The organism is Sphingobium sp. FW305-3-2-15-F-TSA7 (assembly GCF_058787155.1).
The window spans coordinates 176,358-194,647 of record NZ_JBYSZM010000007.1; the positions used below are offsets into that span (position 1 = coordinate 176,358).

An 18,290-nucleotide genomic window follows, 5' to 3' on the forward strand; every position below is an offset into this window, starting at 1 on the left:
GCGAGGTCGTTCGGCGATGGTCCCTCACCATTGTTTCTGCGGCAATCAGTATATTTCGTGCCATTTTTCGGTGTCCGAAGAGCTGTTGGCCAGACCGAAGCAGATCAGCCCAGGCCGGCTGGCGGAGGCTTCGCCTTTGACCAGGCGATATTCGAGCTGCCGGCAGCGAAAGCCGTCGACGCTCTCCTCCCGCGTCACGGTCAAGCTGCCCTTGGACGCTTTTCCCTTCCAGCTATGCACGTGCCCGACCGGCCAGCTGCCGGCCCGCGCGGCGCGCTCATTATATTTGCCGCTGAACTGGTCGTAGGAGAATTTCGGCCGCCCGTCGAAGTCGATCCCGCCTTCGCAGTCGTTGCAGCTGACTTCGCCGAATTTGTTATATTCGGCCTTCTTCGCTTCGACTTCGGGCGGCGTCCGCAGACTGTCGATATAGCGCGTGGCCTTGGCCGGGTTCGCCGCCGCGTCCGGCGCATCGGCCGCGACCGCCGCTTCGTCCGGTCCTGTGCGAGAACCCTTGGCAGGGGCCTTGCCGAGCTTCTCCGCGGCCCGCTCGATTCCCTCAACCGCGCGGCCGGCGAGACGGTTGAGAAGCCCCTGTGCGTGGGCGCCATGGGTGGCGGCCACAAGGGCGACGGCGGCAGCCGTCATACGAAGTGCATGGTGCATGATGGGTTCCCGGATTTACGTGGGTGCCGGATGCTGCCGACGGTCAGGCAAAGTGGAGCGACGCGTTCAGGGCAGTGGAACGCCGAGCGCCGAGCCGAGCCCGCGCAACAGGCCACGTTTCCTTTTGGTTTTGGCTTCGGCCGGAGACACGTCACGATCGGCGTCATCCTCGCCGCCGGACATCAGCCCTGCGAGATCCATGCCCAGCATGCTCATATGCCGCGCCCTGGTGAGGAGCTTGACTGCCCAGCCCGCGGGCACTTCGCGCGGCGAGCCGTAATTGGCCTCCGGACCATAGGCCGTCATCATCAGCATCGCCGATGACGCCGCCTTGGCGACCGCTGTGGGAACGACGCATTCGGTCGCTTCGGGGCCGAGCAGGATGCGCTGCTGGACAAGACGGGCAATGTCCCCCTGATCGAGATAGTCGGGCAAGGCCATGCCGGGCATGCGCACCGCGCTCGACGTCCACATGACGACCGTGCCGTCCTCACGCGCGCCGGTGACCGTCAGCATATAGCCGCGCGCATTGGCGAGCGCGGGCCAGCCGACCTTGATCGCACCCGATGCGAGCGGGGCATTGCGCGGCGCAAGCGGCGCGAGGAAATCGTTCGCGGGGGCAACGGTGAAGCGCATGTCGGGCGAATAATTGCCCTGCACCAGATGCTCGCCGGCGAGCGAGGCATCGCGCGGGACGCGCGTGCCCTTGCGTTCGTTCGGCCATTCGCCATAGGTCGCATGACGGCCGGCCGATGGCGGCGTCATCGCACGCACATTGGGAACAGCCCCGAAGGGCGAAGCCGCACCCGGCTTCATCGTCGCCAGATCGATGACCACCGGCTGCCCCGAAGCTGCGGTTTCGCCGCACCCCCAGTAAAGCTCGATCCGTCCCTTGGGCGGTTGCGCGGCATCGGGCCGAAAATCCGGCTGGCCATCATCCTTGGGTACCGCGCCCGCCGGCGTGACGAGCGGCAACCGGTCGCCGGCGCGCAGCGCCTTTGGCGGCAGATGATCGGCGCTCGGCGCCGGATTGCGGTGCGACGAGCCGAGCTGGAGGAGCAGGTTCTTCTCGACGCCGGCGGGCTGGCCCGTCGCCATCCCCGACACGGTTTCGGCGGAGAGCCAGTAAATGGCCTCGATCTTGGGTTTCGGCGCCTGCTGGGCAAGCGCGCCGGTGGCGGCGAGCGCGGACAGCGCTACGCCGGCGATCAGGATCGGTTTCATGATGGGGGTTCCTCGAAGATCAGGGTTGCGCGGGCGCGGAAGTGGGCGCGGACGCGAGCGCCGATGCAGATGCGGACGCCACGGGCGGCGAGATGTGCAGGCGCTTGCCCGGATAATCGATCACGAAGCGCCGATCGGCGAACATGTCAATACCGAGGATTACGGCGGGCTGGTCGAGCGTGTATCCCAGCACCTTGAACACCGACAGGTCGGCGATCCGCACATTGCGGCCATCGACCTTCGCGTCACCGATCGCCAGCGCGTCGATGCGCGCCTCGACGCTCGGCACGGCATGGCTGGTCGCGCCCCGGATGTCCGACGCCCTGACCAGGCCCGGACTGTCGGGAGAAAGCCCGATCGCCCTGGCCGCGGCCCAGTTGACGACGGTGCCGCGCGCGCCGGTGTCGAGGATCGCCGGCATCTCGACCCCGTTGATCCGGATCGTCAGCCGTGGCGCGCGTTGATCGTCGAGCGTGAAGGGAACCGACGCCGAAAGCCCGTCCAGCGTCGCCGCCTCCATTTTGGGCGTCATGCGCCAGCGTCGCCCGGGCATATCCATCTCCACCGCGAAATCGGCGATGATGTCGGCGCCCAAAATGCCGTCGGCACCCAGCCGGTCGCTCGGCCCCGGTGGCAGCAGCATCAGTTCGGGCGAGCGCAGCATATGCCCGCCGGTCTGCAACTGGCCGACGATCGTGGTTTCGACGTCGACCGACCCGGCCGCGCCGTCGAGCGGCTCCGCCGACGGCTTGGCGACAAGGCCGGGCATGTCCGCGCGCAGCCTGGGCAGGATCGTCGTGCTGCTCGCTGCCGTGTCGATCACGAAGCGCCGCGGCGCCGATCCGTCGATGCTCACCTGCACGACGGGATGGCCCGATCGCAGGATCTCGAGCGGCTGCGTCTCCGCCGCGGGGGCCGCAACGCTTGCCGGCTCGTCTGCGGCGCTGGTCCGCGCCTCTGCAGCGACGAGCGCACCGAGCAGGCCGAACATGATGAAATTCTGTCGATAACGGATATAGGGCATGGCCGATCTCCTGGCGGCGGGGCGCCGCGAACAGGGCTCGACTATGGCGGGCGGAGCATGCGCTCCACGCGTCTGCGACGAAGGCGGATATCGCTTCGCCGGAGCGGGAGTCCGCGCGACGAATCCGGACGCTGGCGCGACGAGGACTGGCGTCACCCGGTCGCATTTCCTTTATGCTTGCTCCAAACTAGACGCTGGAACCGGCATGAAGCTGAAGCCCGAACATCATCAGACGCTCTATCTGATCGCCGCGACCTGGATCCTGTCCGGGGTGCTCTACATCATCCCCTATCATGTCTTCAGCGGCGGCGCCGGCGCCTATGTCACGGTTTCGGTGATCAACATCTGCGTGATGGGCGCGCTGCTTTCAGGTGGCGTCTACTGGGCCGTCAGGGCGACGCGCCGCCGCAGCACGCTGGTTCGCCTGGCCGCGATGGGGGCTGCGGTGTGCCTTGCCTCGGGCACGCTCGCGCTGATCGACGCCGCGACGGGCGAGTGGATCGGACGGCTCGTCGTGTCGCCGCAAAAGCCCGCCCCCTTCGCACTGCGCGCGACCAACAATTTCATCGCGCTGGTCTGGCAGTTCGCGCTGCTCGGCGCGGCGTTCACCGTGATCGAGGCGAATATGCTGACGCGTGAGCGCGAGCTGGAACTCGCGGTCGCGCGCGAAGTGGCAAGCCGGGCCGAAGCCGCGGCGAGCGCCGCCAGCCTCGCGGCGCTGCGTTATCAGCTCAATCCGCATTTCCTGTTCAACACGCTCAACGCCATCTCGTCGCTGATCGTCATCAAGGATTATGGCGCGGCGGACGCGATGCTCACCAAGCTTTCGGAATTCCTGCGCGCCACCCTGTCGGCGGAGCCCGATGCGCTGCTGCTGCTGGAGGACGAGCTGGCGACGCTCCAGCATTATCTGGAGATCGAAAGCGTCCGGTTCGGCGAGCGGCTCGCGGTCGAGTTCGTCTGTCCTCCGGAACTGAACGGTGCGCTCGTCCCGAACTTCCTGCTCCAGCCGCTGGTCGAGAATGCGATCAAATATGCGCTCGCACCCTCGGCAACACCGGTGACCATCCGGGTGGAGGCATCGGCCGACGGCGATATGCTGGTCGTTTCGGTGGAAGATGACGGCACGGGGAACGAGAAGGACGTACGGCCGGGCACGGGGGTCGGGATCACCAATATCCGCCAGCGGCTGCAGACGCTTTATGGTGCCGCGGGCACTTTGGAGACGACGAAGCGCGAGCGCGGCTTCGTGGCGACCGCACGATTGCCGCTCCAGCGGCACATCGCCGGGATGGCATCATGAGCGCGCTCAAGGTCCTGCTTGTCGACGACGAGCCGCTGGCGCTCCGGCGTCTCGAGACGTTGTTCGGCGATATCGACGGCGTCGCAGTGGTGGGGACGGCGTCGACCGGCGAGGAGGCCGAGCGGCAGATCACGGCGCTTGGACCCGATCTCGTGATGCTCGATATCTCGATGCCGCAGAAAAGCGGCATCCGCGTCGCAGCCGATCTGGCTGCCGATCCGCGCCCGGAGATCATCTTCGTCACCGCCTTCGAACAATATGCGCCCGACGCCTTCGAGGTCGACGCCGCCGATTATCTGCTGAAACCCGTGCGCTTCGACAGGCTGCGCCAGGCGGTGGAACGCGCACGCCGCCGCCGGACGATGCGCGATGCGGAGAACCGGCTGGCGGGCATGGCCCCGGCGGAGGTTCGCGACGCGGCGATCTGGGTGCAGGTGCCCAGCGGCAATCTGCGCCTGCCGATCGCGCAGATCGAATGGGTGGAGGCCGCGCGGGACTATGTGCTGTTCCACACCAGCACACGCAGCTACATCCATCGCATCTCGATGACCGCGCTCGAAGACGTGCTCGATCCCGAGCAGCTGATGCGTGTCCACCGCTCCTCGTTCATCCGCCCCGCGCTGGTCAGGGCCGTGCAGCGGCTGGGCAAGGGGCTGATCGCGCTCGAAATGGAGGACGGCGCGGTGGTGCAGGTGGGGCCGAGCTATGTGCGGACGGTGCTCGATCGGCTGGGGCTGGCCTGACGGACCGCCTCAATGGCTTCGACAAGCCCGGCCCGAACGGCTTGATAGGCCTGAGCTCTCTGCCGACGGACCTGTTCTTCACCACTTCGTCGCGCCCAGGGCCGGTCTCGTCGCCGGGCGCGTGCCTCGGTCGCGCGACGATCCGGATTGACAGCATCGGGCAGGCGCCGCCGCGCGCCGAGACCTAACCGCTCATCCGACGAACAAAAGGATCTCGATGATGGTTTCGCGCAGCTTGCCCGCGCTTGCGGTGGTATTGATGCTGTCCGGCGCGGTGGTTCCGGCCGCGGCCAGGACGTCGGCCCCGAAATGCACGGGCGGCTGGGCCGGGTCGGTCACCTATTCGCGCAACCAGGCGAACAGCAATTCGAAGACCGAGACCCGCGTTTCGGGCAAGGGCACCGAGACCACCAACTGGTCGATGACGTCCGACTATGTCGCGCAGGTCGCGGTCCGCGCCACCGACGATCCGGATATCAGCGCCGCGCGGGCGAATATCAGCCTCAATTCGATCTCGACCGAGACCAAGTCCGCCGAGGACCGGCATATCTGCCCGCACGAGCGCACGCCGCGCAGCATGTCGGGCAGTTTCGCCTCGAAAAGCGAGACCCGCGCCAGCGGCGGCGGGCTGGAGGCGGAGGTCGATATCAGCTTGGATTCCGGTGGTGCCTATACGGTCGGCGTCCGGCTGCCCGAGGTGGCGGGCACGGTTTCGGGATCGACCTCCTCAAGCTTCAGCGGCCAGTGCACGCCCAAAAAGGGCGCCAACAACAGCATTGCCGACATGCCCACGACGATCGACGGCGTGCGCTTCTCCAGCAGCGGCGAAGACCGGGTTTTGCCGTCCGAGCCCAACCGGCTTTCGGGCCGCCATTCGGTCGCCGCCTTCGGCGTCACCGAGACGCTGGCGTGGAGCCTGCGCCGGTGCGGCGGCGCGCTGCGCATGGTGGACATGAAGTTCGAGGATATGCGTTTCCCGACCTGGGAAGCCTGGCAGGAGATCACCGAACAGACAGGCACGATCGACGGCAATATCGTGCGGATCACCGCCATCGTCGCCAATGACGGGCCGGAAGAGAAATCGGCGACGGTGAAGTTCCGCGATACCTATAAGGGCGACAAATGGGACGGCGCCCGCCCCGATGGGCTGCTCGGCGAAGTGACCGTCACCGTGCCGTCGGGCGAGCAGCGCGAAGCGTTCTTCGAATGGGACAGTTCGGGCTATTCCTGGTTCGACGACGGCCGTCCGCGGCTGGTGCAGCGCATCAAGGCCGAGATCGAGGATGCGGGCAAGAAGGCAGACGACATGACGCGCAACCTGAAAGTGGCGCCCAAGCCGCTCGTGCTCGTCCACGGGCTATGGTCGAACTGGCAGGCCTGGGAGGTCTGGCAGAATATCCTGACCACCAGCCACAGCTATGACTGGAAGGCGTTTCCGGTGGGCGAGAAGGCCGAACATGGCCGGATGCGCACCGGCGAGAAACCGCTCAATCTGGAGCCGACCAACACGATCGCCCAGAATGCCGAGGAACTGCGCCGCTACATCGATTATGCGCAGAAGGATCGCAATGCCTGGCATGTCGATATCGTCGCGCATTCGATGGGCGGGCTGATCAGCCGGCGCTATATCCATGCCGCCATGCCCAGCTATGCCGACGGCAAGCCGCAGGTGCAGCATCTGGTGATGCTCGGCACGCCCAATATGGGCAGCCGCTGCGCGGACCTGATCAGCGTGCCGCTGGAACTCGACGGGCGCTCGATGGAGGCGCTGCGCGAATTGCGGCCGAGCGTGGTGGAAAAGTTCAACGCGGTGCATACCGAACGCAAGGGCGTGGAATTCTCGGTTCTCGCCGGAAATACGCTGCCGGCCGTCTGCTATATGCTGAACGCCAATGACGGTGTGGTCACGGTGCCGTCCGCGACCTGGACCATCACCGACGTCGTGCAGCAGAGCGTGCTGCACACCGAGATGACCGGCACGGCGGAGTTCTCATCCTTCGTGAAACCGCGTGTAGCGATCGGGCCGGCGAAGCAGGCATCGGCCGGCAAGGCGTCGAGCGCGGCGGCGGCGCGCGGCCGATTGATGTTGATGGGCCTGGAGGGCGATCCCGCCGCCACGCCCGATTTCTCCAAGATCGTGAAGCTCGCGCCGGGCGAGACGATCGATGTGGCCGTGCCCGTCCGGGATGCGAGGAATTTCGGCCTGACCTTCGTCGCCGCGAACACGGTGTCCGCCACGCTGACCGACGACAAGGGCGCGGCGATGGGCGCCAACAAGACCGGCACGCCCGACGCCCATCAGATCTTCCGATCGATCTTCGTCGCCCACCCGATCACCAGGGGAGACTGGACGCTGACATTGCGCAACGAGGATCGGGCCGAACTGGAAGTCGTCCTCTCGACCTGGTCGAACGCCAATTGACGCAACGGAGAGGCTATTTCAGCGCTGGTCTTCGATGCCTTGCTCCGATCGGGAACGCGCCCTGTGTCGCCAGAATCTGAAACGGTTCACCACAGTGATGCCGCCGATCACGACGGCGACCCAGAACAGCGCCTCGGTCATCAGCACGGCGACGGTCCACATCACCACGAAGCGCGTCTTGTCGAAGGGCAGCAGGAAGATGACGGCGGCAACGGCCGCCCATGTGGCGATGACGACGCACACGGCACCGATACCCAGGGTGCGGCGGAGACGAGGGTTTCCGATCTTCATTTTACGATGCCTCCTTGCGTCGGCGTCTGGCGAAGAACGGCGGGGTCGAACAGCTTGCCGTCGGTCAGGACCGCGCGGACGTCCGCGACATGGTGCATGTCCAGGCGCGGGTCGCCATTCAGGAACAGGATATCGGCCTCCATGCCCGGAGCGATCCTGCCCGTCCGGCGATCGAGACCAAGGGCGCCGGCGGCGTTGCTCGTCGCCATGCGGAGCACTGCCCAGGCGGGAATTCCGGCCTCGCGGTGGAGCGCCATTTCCTGCGAGACGCTGAAACCCGGTACGAGGAAGGCCATGCCCCCCAGATCGGTGCCGATCGTCATCGGCGTGCCCGCCTCGTACATCCGTCGCGTCAGTTCCAGTACCTTGGGCCAAACCGCGCGTGCCCGCGCATAATCCACGGGTTTCCAGCCGGCGTCGTGGCGGAATATCTCGAAATTGGCGCGCATATCGGGATGCGCCTGATCCAGCCGCTGCGTGATCAGCGCGCGATCGTCCCCGTGGAACATCTGTCGGAAGCCGATCAATGTGGCGTCGAGATGCACGTTCCGACGCGCCATCGTCTTCATCATCAGCGTGACCTCGGCGGAATCGAGATCGGCGGCTTCATACCATTCGAAAAAGGCAAAAGCGCCGGGTCGGCGATGGGCGATATATTGGGCGCGGACCGATTGCGGCAGCAGATCCGGGCTGATCGGCATCATATGGACGATGCTGTCCACGCCCATCTCCGCGGCGCGCGTCCAGCCGACATCGCCGAGATGTGCGACGGCCCTGAGCTTGTGGGCGTGGGCCGCCTCTATGCCTTGCTTGAGCTCCGCTTCGCTCAATCCTTCATAGAGCTTGATATAATCGGCCCCGGCGGCCGCCTGGCGGGCGACGATCGTCGGCATGTCGCCATCCGGGCCGAGCTGTAGCGCGAGGCCCTTGAAAGCGGCCGGAGACCGTGTGATCACCTCCCCGGCGTGGATCGCCTCGGGGCCCGGATATTTGCCGCTGGTGACGTCCGCGTCGTAGCCGCGCGCGATCGCCGGATCGCTGCCGGGATCGCGCACGGTGGTGACGCCGTAGGACAGCAGCATCCCGGCATTATGCCGGATGATCGCCTGGCTGTATCCGATCGCCAGATGGGGCGGGGCCGGCGTCTTCTCGATGGTGATGGGCCCCAGCGTCAGATGCGCATGGGTATCGATGAGGCCGGGCATCGCGAATGCGCCGCGCATATCATGTGCCGTCGCGCCGCCGATCCTCGGCCGCCCCCGCCCCACCCGCGCGATACGCCCGCCTTCGACCAGGATATAGCTGTCCGGCGTCGCCCACTCGCGCACGGGATCGAGAATGGTCACGCCATAATAGACATGTCGCTCGGCAGGTTTCGCGAACGCGGGAGGAGCGACCATGGCGACGGCCAGGGCCGCGGCGATCTTGAGTCTTCGCAATGGATCATACTCCCATCAGGATTGTGCAAAGACAGTCCGTCCGGGCCGGCACCGAATTACAGATTCCCGGCAAAATATTCTTTGTAAGAAACGCTGCCCGCGGGAAGACTGAGCATCGATGGGCACGCTGGAGGAGATCATCGACGCCTATGGGGCGGGGATTGCCCGGCTCGCCGCGTCCTATGAGGCGGATCCGATGCTCCAGGAGGATCTGACGCAGGACATATTGCTGGCGATCCACCGGGCCCTGCCTTCGCTGCGCGAGATCGACCGGCTGGGCCCGTTCGTCTTTCGCATCGCGCACAATCGCGGCGTGGAACATGTGATGAGGGAAGTGCGGATCAAGCGGCAAAGGTCGGTCGAGATCGATCCGGAGCCTGGCATCGCCTGCCTGGAGCAGCACATCATGGCCGAGGATTCCTCCGAGAGAGTGCGGCGGGCGATCAGGCGGCTCGCGCTGCCCTATCGCCAGGTGATCACGCTCCTGCTCGAGGATCTGAGCTATGCCGAGATCGGCGAGACATTGGGAATCAGCGCCTCGAATGTCGGGGTTCGCGTGAATCGCGCCAAGGCGCAGTTGAAGGCGATACTCGATGGATGATGCGTTTCTCGATCGGTTGAAGAGCGACTGGCGGACGGGCGCGACCGATGTCGGGCATCTCCGGCAAAGGGTCGCTCGCCGCAAAGCCTGGCTTCGGGCGGCGCCATGGGGAAATCTGGCGAGCGCACTGCTCATGGGCGGCTTGTCGCTGGGCTTCGCCCTTGCCGCGTTCGACCAGCGCGACGCGGTGATGGCTTTGGGTGCGTTCGCCTATCTCGTCGCGCTGATCGCCATCTCGGTCGGATTCCTGAAATCGTTGAAGGATCGCCCGGCCGACAGTCAGGAAACGCCGCTCGACTTTCTGCGCCTCCACCGCGGATTGATCGAGACGATGCGGAGATCGTTATGGGGGGCGCGGTGCGCCGCGATCATCCTGGCCATGCTGTGCGTAGCGGCCTGGCTGATGGCTTCGGCCGGATATGCACGGCCGGGCGTGGCGGCAATCCAATCGGCGACATGGGGCGGAACGGCCATTCTGACCTGGATCTGGCAAATATGGCGCCGGCGCGGGCTCAACGACGAGGCGGAGGCCTGCGATCGGATGATCGCGGCATTCGAGGAGGCCGACCAGGCGAAGTAACCGCGCCCGTCCCGCCCGGCGACATCAGCGACGAAAACCGACCATGGCGCGATCGGCACTCTCGCACCGCGCCGTGCGGCCCGCTACGCTCGCGGCTCGATGCGTTCCGACCACCAGATTCTTACCCGCCAGGCGGCATTGCTGACGATCGGGCTGTGGCTTGCCACCGCCTGCCTCTTCCTCTTGCCGTCGGTGCTGCTCAGCATTCCGTTCTCCGCATCGATGCTTGCGGGCGTGGGCAGCACCGTGGCGCTCGGCATTCCGGTCTCCGCGCTCATCTATTGGAGTGCCCAGCGGTTTCGCGATGCCCCGCCCTGGCGGCGCTATGGGCTCACGGGTGCCGTCGCGATGATGGTCGCCGGTGCGGTGGCGATGATCGACGCCTATAAGAGCGCCTGGCTGATGCGCCTGCTCAATCCCGAAATGGGGCCCGAACGCGTGATGTTCCGCGCGCTCGGCAGCCTTGCCGCCTGGGTGCCGCTGTTCGCGCTGATCGCGGCGCTGTACCTGATCTTGATCCACAATGCGCAACTGGCGGCGCGCGCACGCGAGGTCGCCGAGGCGCGCGAGAGCGCGAACCGTGCGGCGCTCGCGGCCGCCGAGGCCGAACGCGCGGCGACGGCGGCCCGCCTGGAAACGCTGCGCTACCAGCTCAACCCGCATTTCCTGTTCAACACGCTCAACGCGATTTCCTCGGCGGTCGTCACCGGTCGCGCCGACGCGGCGGAGGCGATGCTGGGCAAGCTCTCCGATTTCCTGCGCACGACCCTGACCGCGCCCGCGAGCGGCATGGTCGCGATCGAGGACGAATTGCAGACCTTGGCCGACTATCTCGCGATCGAGGGCGCCCGGCTGGGCGAGAGGCTGAACGTCGAAATGAACTGTCCGCCCGAGCTGCGCGACGTGCCGGTGCCGGCGCTGCTGCTCCAGCCGCTGGTCGAAAATGCGATCAAACATGGGGTGGGATCGACCAGCCGGCTGGTCGCGGTGTCGGTCGACGTCGCCCGGATTGCCGACGACGTCCGGATTTGCGTGACCGACGATGCCGGGGGGCACGGAAAGATATCCGCCGTTCCCGGCACCGGGCTGGGCCACTCCAATGTCCGCGAGCGGCTGGCGGCGATCTATGGCGCGACGGCATCGCTGGACGCTGCGCCGACGGACACCGGCTATCGCGCCAGCGTCCGCTTGCCCGTGGCGGATTGAACGGACGATGCGCGTCCTCCTCGTCGACGACGAACCGCCCGCCATCGAGCGGCTCGCCGCCTTCTTCACCAATATTCCCGGGACAGAGATCGTCGGCGCCGCCGCCAACGGGATCGAAGCGCAGGCGGCGATCGAGCGGCTGCATCCCGATCTGGTGATGCTCGACATCCAGATGCCCGAAATGGGCGGGCTCGCGCTCGCGGGCACCCTGCCCCTCGACGAACGCCCCGAAATCGTCTTCGTCACTGCGTTCGAACAGTTCGCGCCCGACGCGTTCGAGGTCGAGGCGGCCGACTATCTGCTGAAGCCGGTGCGGCTCGATCGCCTGCGCCAGGCAGTGGAGCGCGCGAAGCGGCGTCAGGCCGGCCGGCGCGCGGCAGCGCAGGCCGTAGCGCCGGCAACGGCATCGGCGTTCGACGATGCGATCTGGGTGCAGGTGCGCGACGGACAGACACGCGTGCCGGTGGCGTCGATCGACTGGATCGAGGCCGCGGGCGATTATGCGATGCTGCACACACCGTTGCGCAGCCATTTGTTGCGCACCACCATGTCGGCGCTCGAAAGGCGGATCGATCCCGCCGAACTGATGCGCGTCCACCGTTCGGCCTTCGTCCGGCTCACGCGCGTCGTCGAGATCCGCCGGATCGACAAATGGTTGCTGACTTTGGTGCTGTCCGACGGCGCCGAAGTGGCGGTGGGCCCGAACTACGCCAAGGCCGTCACCGCCGCTCTCTCCGCCTGATCCACGCTATCCGCGCGTGAAGGTCCAGCGATTTGGCCCGCTGGTCAGGACGAACCGGCCGCCGGTAAATTGCATGTCGTAACGCTCGGTCGCTTTCGCGAGCGGAGAAGTACCGCGGCGGCCACAGCTCGTCGCGAAGCTTTCGGTGCCGCCCTCGACCATGAAGCTCGCCTTGCCGCCGTCCTGCGCGAAGCGTCCCTGCTTCACCTGCGTCGTCGTGATCATACAGTCCTGCTTCTCGGCATGGCGCCTGACGATCGTCCATTCGAAACGCCCATCGGCTTCGATCGCGAGCGTCATCGAGCGCGCGACGTCCATCATCACGGGTTCGGTGACGATCGTCGTACGCGTCATCGATCCATAGCCGACGGTGCCGCCCAGGCTGGTGCCACCGGACACGCCCACATTGGGCTGCAGCTTGATACGCGGGGCCAGCACCAGCTCCTTGCCGCTGCTCGTCTGGATCCAGCGGCCCGCCGCACCGGCCGGCGCGGACCGGGCCTGGATCGCAGGGAGCGCCAGTATGACCGCCGCCACGATCGGGAGAGTGAAATGCATCTTCATCGCCATGTCCCTTGCGCCCGTCCGGTTCAGAAAACGCCGACCCAGCTGTCGCTGCCGGCATATTCATTGGCCTTGCCCCAGCAGATCAGGCCGGGCCGCGCGGCGCTCTGGCCGCCCTTTTCGAGGCGATAGGTCATCTTGCGGCAGCGAAAGCCGTTCACCTGCTCCTCGCCGTCGACGGTCAGCGTTCCGGCAAAGCCGTTCGACGACCAACGATGGACATGGCCGATCGGCAGCCGCGACAGGCGGGTTTCGGCGCCATTATATTTGCCCGAATATTCGTCGCGCGGCCAATCGATCCAGCCGGCATAAGCATAGCCGCCTTCGCAGCCGGTGCATCTGACCTTGCCGAACGCGTCATAGGCCGTCTTGGCGGCCTTCCAGTCATCGGCGATCGTCATGCGGCTCGGATATTTGGCGTCGTTCGCGGCCATTTTCCGCTGCGCCCGCTGGGTTGCGGTCTCGGGCGCGGTGTCCCGCGTCGCGGGGGTTTCGGATGCGGTTCCGTCGGTCGGCACCTGGGCGCAATCGGCGCTCGCCAAGGCGCCGTCCGTGGCGTCCATCGCCGCCCGTTCGGCAGTGCCCGTCAGATCGGACGCGAGATTGCCGTCGCCGCGCAGCGCCCCGGCGATCGACCCTGTCAGCCCGCTCGACCGCGCGGCCGACAACAATCCCCCGAGCCCGCGTTTCTTCTGCGGCTTCTGCGCCTGTGCGCCGCAGCCTTCCCGCGCCTGCGCGGTGGCCGGACAGACGGCAAGCGCCGCTCCGGTCGCCAGCAGGACGAGAGTTATCGGATATTTCATCTGCTCCTCCTCGAATCGATCGATCCGGGAAATGCAGAAGGTCGCGGGGCGTATCGCCCTTGCTGCGACCGACCCCGCCACCGCGACGACGGGGACGATCATCGGCGACGAAGGCCTTGCGCCGTGCGACGAAAACCCCATGCTTGGCAGTCGGCTCGATGATCCGCCGCTTCTTTCCGAGCGACGGGAACATGCGCGCCCTCAGCCCGGACGCATGCCCATCATCTCGCCCAGGCGCACCGGGCGTTCCGGCGTCCATTCCGCGTTGAAGGCGATGGTGTCCCGCCGGAACAGCATCACGATCGTCGAACCGAGCAGGAAACGGCCCATTTCCTCGCCTTTCTTCAGCACGATGCTCTGATCGGCATAGCACCATTCGGACACCGTGTTCGTGCGCTTCGCATTGACCACGCCGTGCCACGCGGTGGCCATGCTTCCGACGACGGTGGCGCCAACCAGCACCATCACGAACGGGCCATGATCCGGCGATTCGAACACGCACACGACGCGCTCGTTGCGCGCGAACAGGTTCGGGACGCCGCGCGCCGTGACCGGATTCACCGAGAACAGCGCGCCCGGCACGTGGATCATGCGCATCAGCCTGCCGTCGCAGGGCATATGCAGGCGGTGATAGTCCTTGGGCGACAGATACAGGTTGGCGAAGCTGCCGTGACGAAATTGGGCCGCCAGGGCATCGTCGCCGCCGACCAGCTCGGTGGCGGTGAAATAATGGCCCTTGGCCTGCAGGATCCGATGGTCGTCGATGGCGCCGAACTGGCTGATCGCGCCGTCCACCGGGCAGAGGAAATCGGCGGCCGCCAACGGGCGCGCGCCGGCTTTCAGCGGACGGGTGAAGAAGTCGTTGAAACTCTCATAGCTGCCGATGTCCGGATTCTCGGCCTCACTCATGTCGACGCCATATCTGCCCACGAACCAGCGGATCAGCGCCGTCGTCCTCGCACCGCCGCGCGCGCCTGCGACGCGGCCGGCGAGAACGGTCAATAGCTGTTTGGGCAAAAGATACTGGAACAGGACTTTGAGGCGATCGGACATGCGAATCCTCGAAACAGGGGCGCTGCGGTCATAGCCTCATGCCCCGCCCGGTGGATCCTCTAAACTTGAGGAATTCCCTAAAAAGGTCGCGCCCTTTCTCCGTCCGATACCCGCGATCAATCCCCCGGCTTGTACCGCGACTGCCGGATCAGCGCACCGAACTGCCGCGCGGTCTCGACACAGGCGCGCTCGGCATCGTCGATCGTTCCCGAGAATTGCATGAAACCGTGAATGAGCGACGCATAGTTGGTGTATTGCACGGTCACGCCGTCCTTGATCAGCCGATCCGCATAGGACCGGCCATGGTCGCGGATCGGGTCGAAACCCGCCGTCGCGATGATCGCCGGCGGCATGTCCCTGAAATTGGCGGCATTGATCGGCGACGCATAGATATGGTTGCGTTGCTTGGGATCGTCGAACGCCAGGTCGACCATCATCTCCATGAACGGCAGGTCGAGGCCATAGCCGATGCGGAACAGATCATAGGACGGATATTGCCGCTCGCTCATGTCGATCGCGGGATAATAGAGCAGTTGCACGGCGGGGCCCGGACGCCCCTCGCGCAGATGCTTGAGCGAGATCGCGGCGGACATCATCGCGCCGATGCTGTCGCCGCCGATGCCCACGCGCGCGGGGTCGCCGCCCAATGACGCGGCATTGGCCACGACCCAGTCGAACGCGGCTTCCGAATCCTGGTTGGCGGCGGGAAATTTGTTGAGCGGCGCCATGCGATAATCGACCGAGACGACGATCACCGACGCTTCGTTGGCGATCAGGCGCACCGCGCGGTCGGCGGCGGCAGCGCTGCCGAACAGCCAGCCGCCGCCATGCAGATAGACCAGCACCGGCAGCGGGCCGCGCTGCCCCGCCAGTTTGGGCGTATAGATGCGCACGGGTACGGCGCCGTTCGGCCCCGCCACTTCGCGATCCTCGACCTTCGCCATCGGCGCGGTCACCTTGGTGCGGAAGGTCCAGCTGCGATCGGTCGAGTTGCGCGACTTGGCCGCAGCCACAGGATCGCGCAGCTTGGCCGCCTGTGCGACGCGTTTCTCTTCGGCGCTTTCGCGTCCGTCGCCGGCGCGCTGCTCCAGATAATATTGATATTTCGGATGCAGCTTCTGCCCGTCGACCACGATCTGCGGATGTTTGAGCAATTTCACGAAGACGTCGTTTGGCTGCTGTTCGAACGCGGCCGTCTTCTGCTCCTCGGCGGTCGGCTCGATATTGGGAATGGCCTGCGCCAGCAATGGCTGCGCGGCCGTGAAGGCAAGGCATGCGGCCGCGGCGCACGACATCAGGCGGAACGTCATCGCGTCATTCTCCCTAATTTGTTCAGTGTCGCGCGCCCGGCCTTGCTTGTCGACCGGGCGCGTCGGTGAGGGCGCTGGCCCTCAATATTTCAGGCGATATTTGATCAGGGCGGTCGCGCCCGGCGCAGTGGCGTAACCATAAGCGAGCGACGGGATCACCGTCTGGCTCAGCACCGGGAAATAATATTTGTTGAAGATGTTCTGGACGCCGACGCTCAGATTGCCCGGCCCCACCGGACCGCTGACCGAGACATCGGCGGTGAAATAGCTGTCGACGGCCGATTTGGCGGTGACGGTCCAGCGCGGGACGGTGGGGAAGCGGTTCTCCGATCCCGAATAGATGCCCTGCACGCGCAGCCGCCATTCCGGGCCGAATTCATATTCGGCATACCCCGTCACCTTCACCGGCGGAACACGCCAGAAATCGAGCTTGGTTTCGTAGACGCCGTCCGAATTGGCGTCCTGCTTGCTGTTCGACCAGCCGACCGTGCCGCCGAACTGCACCGGGTCGAAATCGAAATCGAGCGATCCTTCGACACCCCAGATCTTCTCCGGCGCACGCACCAGATCGAGCGTGATCGGGTTGAAGGTCGAGCCCAGCTTCGACTTGTTGTAGTAGAAGGTCAGCGCATAGCGGATATGATCGCCGCTGCCGCGGATGCCGCCCTCGAAATTGTCGATGACCTGCGCGTTGAGGTCCTTGACGATCTTGTCGATCGAGGGCTGCGTCGTCACGCGAAGGACGCGGCCGACATCGGCGACGCTGAATCCCTGGGAAAAGGCGAGGAACAGGGTCGCCATATCGTCGATCTTCGCCGACGCGCCGATGTTGAAGACCGTCGAATTATAGTCGCGCCGCCCACCGATCACCCGGTTGCCGCCGCGCAGCCGGGTATAGTCGCCGACCGCGCCCGCGAATTGCTGGACGATCGTGAAGTCGGGAACCTCCAGCGAGGCATCGTCATAGCGCATGCCGCCCTGCAGGCTCAGCCAGTCGGTCGGCTCCAGCAGCAGCTGCGCAAAGGCCGAATAGGTGTTGAGCGTGATGAAGGGCATGTTGCGACGGCTGGAATCCTCCATCAGCGGTTCGCCGGTCCTGTCGCGCACCCATTCGGCGCCCCACAATATCTTGCCTTCGAGCGACTCCGATATCGTCGACAGCGGCGTATTCACCTCGGCGCGGACGCCATATTTGCTCGCCTTGATCGAACTGGTGCCGCCCGAAGGGACATAAGCGGGGTTGAACGCGAACGATCCGCGATAGGATTGATACAGGCCCTGCACGGTCAGCTTGCTGCCCAGCACGTCGCCGTTGATATAGCTGAGCCCGGCGAACAGATTCCTCGTGAAGGGATCGATCGGACCGCGGCCGAACTGGGCGGCCTTGGGTGAAGTCTTCAGCGTGGCGATCGATTTCATGCCGCCAGGCACCGCGCAGGCGCAGCCGACATAATCGGTGGTCTGGTCGTTCTTGTAATAATTGACCAGCGCCTCGATCCGGCTGCTCGCGCCGAAATCGTAACCGAGCTTCAGGAACGCGGCATAGGTCTTGGACTCGGCCTGCCCGCCCTGGCCGAAGGGATCGGGCGCGATCGGATCGCCCGCCGCGTCATAATAGAGTCCGGTCGATTCATAGGATCCCGAAAAGACGATATCGACGCCCCCCAGCTTCCCGCTGCCCGATTGCCGCGCCTGATAGGAAAGCCCGTCGGAGGTCGGATTGCTCAGCGACGTGCCGAAGCCGAGTTCGGTCGCGAATTCCCAGTCATCCCCCTTGGGCCGCTTTGTGATGTAGTTGACATAGCCGCCAGCACCGCCCTGACCGTAGATCGCGGTCGCGCCGCGGATCACCTCGATCGTCGCCAGTGCGCCCGGATCGATCAGGCGCATGTCGCGCCCGCCGCCGCGCAGCGGCACCGTCTGGGGAAAACCGTCGATCAGATAGGCGATGCGGCGGCCGCGCATCGTCGCGGTGAAGTTCGATGCGTCGAATTGCGGCGGTGCCAGGCCGGGAACCGATTGCGCCAGGATCTGCGCGATATCGTTGGTGGTCTCCATCAGCTTGTCGATCTGCGCCTCGTCGATCAGGCTGACCGAGCCGGGATAGGCATCGACGCTGGAGATCAGGCGCGATCCGCTGACGATGATATCCTCGTTCGACTTGTCCTCCGTCGCGCTCTCCGCCGCCTGCCCATCATCGGCCGCAAAGGCTGCCGCCGGCATCCAGAGCATCGTCGCGGCCAGCAGTGCCGTGGTCGATACATGTTTACGAAGACAGCCATTGATCAGCTTTTTCATCGCGCTTTCCCCTTTGTGAGC

17 protein-coding genes are annotated in these 18,290 nt (G+C 65.7%); 7 read left to right on the forward strand and 10 right to left on the reverse strand.

What is annotated here, in order from left to right; genetic code table 11:
- Positions 1-45 precede the first annotated feature (45 nt).
- The 3 genes from AC3WN8_RS07615 to AC3WN8_RS07625 all read right to left on the reverse strand — a co-directional run bounded on the left by AC3WN8_RS07615 (position 46) and on the right by AC3WN8_RS07625 (position 2,914).
- On the reverse strand, positions 46-666 hold the full coding sequence (locus AC3WN8_RS07615; RefSeq protein ID WP_492668796.1) for a hypothetical protein: 621 nt from the start codon (positions 664-666) through the stop codon (positions 46-48).
- A gap of 66 nt (positions 667-732) precedes the next feature.
- A complete protein-coding gene (locus AC3WN8_RS07620) occupies positions 733-1,890 on the reverse strand; it encodes a hypothetical protein (protein WP_492668797.1) in 1,158 nt (385 codons plus the stop codon).
- Between the two features lie 19 nt (positions 1,891-1,909).
- Positions 1,910-2,914, reverse strand: a complete 1,005-nt coding sequence (locus AC3WN8_RS07625) for an aspartyl protease family protein (protein ID WP_492668798.1) — start codon at positions 2,912-2,914, stop codon at positions 1,910-1,912.
- Between the two features lie 205 nt (positions 2,915-3,119).
- On the opposite strand from AC3WN8_RS07625, the gene AC3WN8_RS07630 reads away from it, so the two are divergent.
- The 3 genes from AC3WN8_RS07630 (at position 3,120) to AC3WN8_RS07640 (ending at position 7,382) form a co-directional block, all read left to right on the forward strand.
- A complete protein-coding gene (locus tag AC3WN8_RS07630; RefSeq protein ID WP_492668799.1) occupies positions 3,120-4,217 on the forward strand; it encodes a sensor histidine kinase in 1,098 nt (365 codons plus the stop codon).
- Complete coding sequence (locus tag AC3WN8_RS07635) at positions 4,214-4,960, forward strand: LytR/AlgR family response regulator transcription factor (protein ID WP_492668800.1); 747 nt, start codon at positions 4,214-4,216, stop codon at positions 4,958-4,960. The genes AC3WN8_RS07630 and AC3WN8_RS07635 overlap by 4 nt, the downstream gene beginning before the upstream one ends.
- A 220-nt stretch (positions 4,961-5,180) precedes the next feature.
- Entirely contained in the window at positions 5,181-7,382 is a 2,202-nt protein-coding gene (locus AC3WN8_RS07640) for an esterase/lipase family protein (RefSeq protein ID WP_492668801.1), read from the forward strand.
- Between the two features lie 18 nt (positions 7,383-7,400).
- On the opposite strand, the gene AC3WN8_RS07645 is transcribed toward AC3WN8_RS07640, so the two are convergent.
- Both AC3WN8_RS07645 and AC3WN8_RS07650 read right to left on the reverse strand, forming a co-directional pair.
- On the reverse strand, positions 7,401-7,673 hold the full coding sequence (locus tag AC3WN8_RS07645) for a hypothetical protein (protein ID WP_492668802.1): 273 nt from the start codon (positions 7,671-7,673) through the stop codon (positions 7,401-7,403).
- Entirely contained in the window at positions 7,670-9,112 is a 1,443-nt protein-coding gene (locus tag AC3WN8_RS07650; protein ID WP_492668803.1) for an amidohydrolase family protein, read from the reverse strand. The genes AC3WN8_RS07645 and AC3WN8_RS07650 overlap by 4 nt, the downstream gene beginning before the upstream one ends.
- A 118-nt stretch (positions 9,113-9,230) precedes the next feature.
- On the opposite strand from AC3WN8_RS07650, the gene AC3WN8_RS07655 reads away from it, so the two are divergent.
- From AC3WN8_RS07655 to AC3WN8_RS07670, 4 genes are all read left to right on the forward strand, one after another.
- Entirely contained in the window at positions 9,231-9,713 is a 483-nt protein-coding gene (locus AC3WN8_RS07655) for an RNA polymerase sigma factor (RefSeq protein ID WP_492668804.1), read from the forward strand.
- A complete protein-coding gene (locus AC3WN8_RS07660; protein ID WP_492668805.1) occupies positions 9,706-10,293 on the forward strand; it encodes a hypothetical protein in 588 nt (195 codons plus the stop codon). The genes AC3WN8_RS07655 and AC3WN8_RS07660 overlap by 8 nt, the downstream gene beginning before the upstream one ends.
- 99 nt (positions 10,294-10,392) lie before the next feature.
- Positions 10,393-11,499: a sensor histidine kinase gene (locus AC3WN8_RS07665; RefSeq protein ID WP_492668806.1), complete on the forward strand. Its 1,107-nt coding sequence runs from the start codon at positions 10,393-10,395 to the stop codon at positions 11,497-11,499.
- Between the two features lie 7 nt (positions 11,500-11,506).
- The gene (locus AC3WN8_RS07670) at positions 11,507-12,241 is read left to right on the forward strand and encodes a LytR/AlgR family response regulator transcription factor (RefSeq protein ID WP_492668807.1); all 735 of its coding nucleotides are present in this window, start codon (positions 11,507-11,509) and stop codon (positions 12,239-12,241) included.
- A 6-nt stretch (positions 12,242-12,247) separates the two neighbouring features.
- On the opposite strand, the gene AC3WN8_RS07675 is transcribed toward AC3WN8_RS07670, so the two are convergent.
- The 5 genes from AC3WN8_RS07675 to AC3WN8_RS07695 all read right to left on the reverse strand — a co-directional run bounded on the left by AC3WN8_RS07675 (position 12,248) and on the right by AC3WN8_RS07695 (position 18,269).
- Entirely contained in the window at positions 12,248-12,799 is a 552-nt protein-coding gene (locus AC3WN8_RS07675; RefSeq protein ID WP_492668808.1) for a hypothetical protein, read from the reverse strand.
- A gap of 32 nt (positions 12,800-12,831) precedes the next feature.
- Positions 12,832-13,608: a hypothetical protein gene (locus tag AC3WN8_RS07680; RefSeq protein WP_492668809.1), complete on the reverse strand. Its 777-nt coding sequence runs from the start codon at positions 13,606-13,608 to the stop codon at positions 12,832-12,834.
- 201 nt (positions 13,609-13,809) lie between these two features.
- Positions 13,810-14,661 carry an archaetidylserine decarboxylase gene (gene asd / locus AC3WN8_RS07685; protein WP_492668810.1) on the reverse strand — a complete coding sequence of 284 codons (852 nt, stop codon included), beginning with the start codon at positions 14,659-14,661 and terminating at the stop codon, positions 13,810-13,812.
- 116 nt (positions 14,662-14,777) lie between these two features.
- Positions 14,778-15,971, reverse strand: a complete 1,194-nt coding sequence (locus tag AC3WN8_RS07690) for an alpha/beta hydrolase (RefSeq protein ID WP_492668811.1) — start codon at positions 15,969-15,971, stop codon at positions 14,778-14,780.
- 81 nt (positions 15,972-16,052) lie between these two features.
- On the reverse strand, positions 16,053-18,269 hold the full coding sequence (locus AC3WN8_RS07695) for a TonB-dependent receptor (protein ID WP_492668812.1): 2,217 nt from the start codon (positions 18,267-18,269) through the stop codon (positions 16,053-16,055).
- Positions 18,270-18,290: the final 21 nt, after the last annotated feature.

Excerpts from the sequence above, each read along its gene's own strand:
- AC3WN8_RS07615 (WP_492668796.1), bottom strand. The coding sequence starts at position 666 with ATGCACCATGCACTTCGTATGACGGCTGCCGCCGTCGCCCTTGTGGCC.
- AC3WN8_RS07620 (WP_492668797.1), bottom strand. The coding sequence starts at position 1,890 with ATGAAACCGATCCTGATCGCCGGCGTAGCGCTGTCCGCGCTCGCCGCC.
- AC3WN8_RS07625 (WP_492668798.1), bottom strand. The coding sequence starts at position 2,914 with ATGCCCTATATCCGTTATCGACAGAATTTCATCATGTTCGGCCTGCTC.
- AC3WN8_RS07630 (WP_492668799.1), top strand. The coding sequence starts at position 3,120 with ATGAAGCTGAAGCCCGAACATCATCAGACGCTCTATCTGATCGCCGCG.
- AC3WN8_RS07635 (WP_492668800.1), top strand. The coding sequence starts at position 4,214 with ATGAGCGCGCTCAAGGTCCTGCTTGTCGACGACGAGCCGCTGGCGCTC.
- AC3WN8_RS07640 (WP_492668801.1), top strand. The coding sequence starts at position 5,181 with ATGGTTTCGCGCAGCTTGCCCGCGCTTGCGGTGGTATTGATGCTGTCC.
- AC3WN8_RS07645 (WP_492668802.1), bottom strand. The coding sequence starts at position 7,673 with ATGAAGATCGGAAACCCTCGTCTCCGCCGCACCCTGGGTATCGGTGCC.
- AC3WN8_RS07655 (WP_492668804.1), top strand. The coding sequence starts at position 9,231 with ATGGGCACGCTGGAGGAGATCATCGACGCCTATGGGGCGGGGATTGCC.
- AC3WN8_RS07660 (WP_492668805.1), top strand. The coding sequence starts at position 9,706 with ATGGATGATGCGTTTCTCGATCGGTTGAAGAGCGACTGGCGGACGGGC.
- AC3WN8_RS07665 (WP_492668806.1), top strand. The coding sequence starts at position 10,393 with ATGCGTTCCGACCACCAGATTCTTACCCGCCAGGCGGCATTGCTGACG.
- AC3WN8_RS07670 (WP_492668807.1), top strand. The coding sequence starts at position 11,507 with ATGCGCGTCCTCCTCGTCGACGACGAACCGCCCGCCATCGAGCGGCTC.
- AC3WN8_RS07675 (WP_492668808.1), bottom strand. The coding sequence starts at position 12,799 with ATGCATTTCACTCTCCCGATCGTGGCGGCGGTCATACTGGCGCTCCCT.
- AC3WN8_RS07680 (WP_492668809.1), bottom strand. The coding sequence starts at position 13,608 with ATGAAATATCCGATAACTCTCGTCCTGCTGGCGACCGGAGCGGCGCTT.
- asd (WP_492668810.1), bottom strand. The coding sequence starts at position 14,661 with ATGTCCGATCGCCTCAAAGTCCTGTTCCAGTATCTTTTGCCCAAACAG.
- AC3WN8_RS07690 (WP_492668811.1), bottom strand. The coding sequence starts at position 15,971 with ATGACGTTCCGCCTGATGTCGTGCGCCGCGGCCGCATGCCTTGCCTTC.
- AC3WN8_RS07695 (WP_492668812.1), bottom strand. The coding sequence starts at position 18,269 with ATGAAAAAGCTGATCAATGGCTGTCTTCGTAAACATGTATCGACCACG.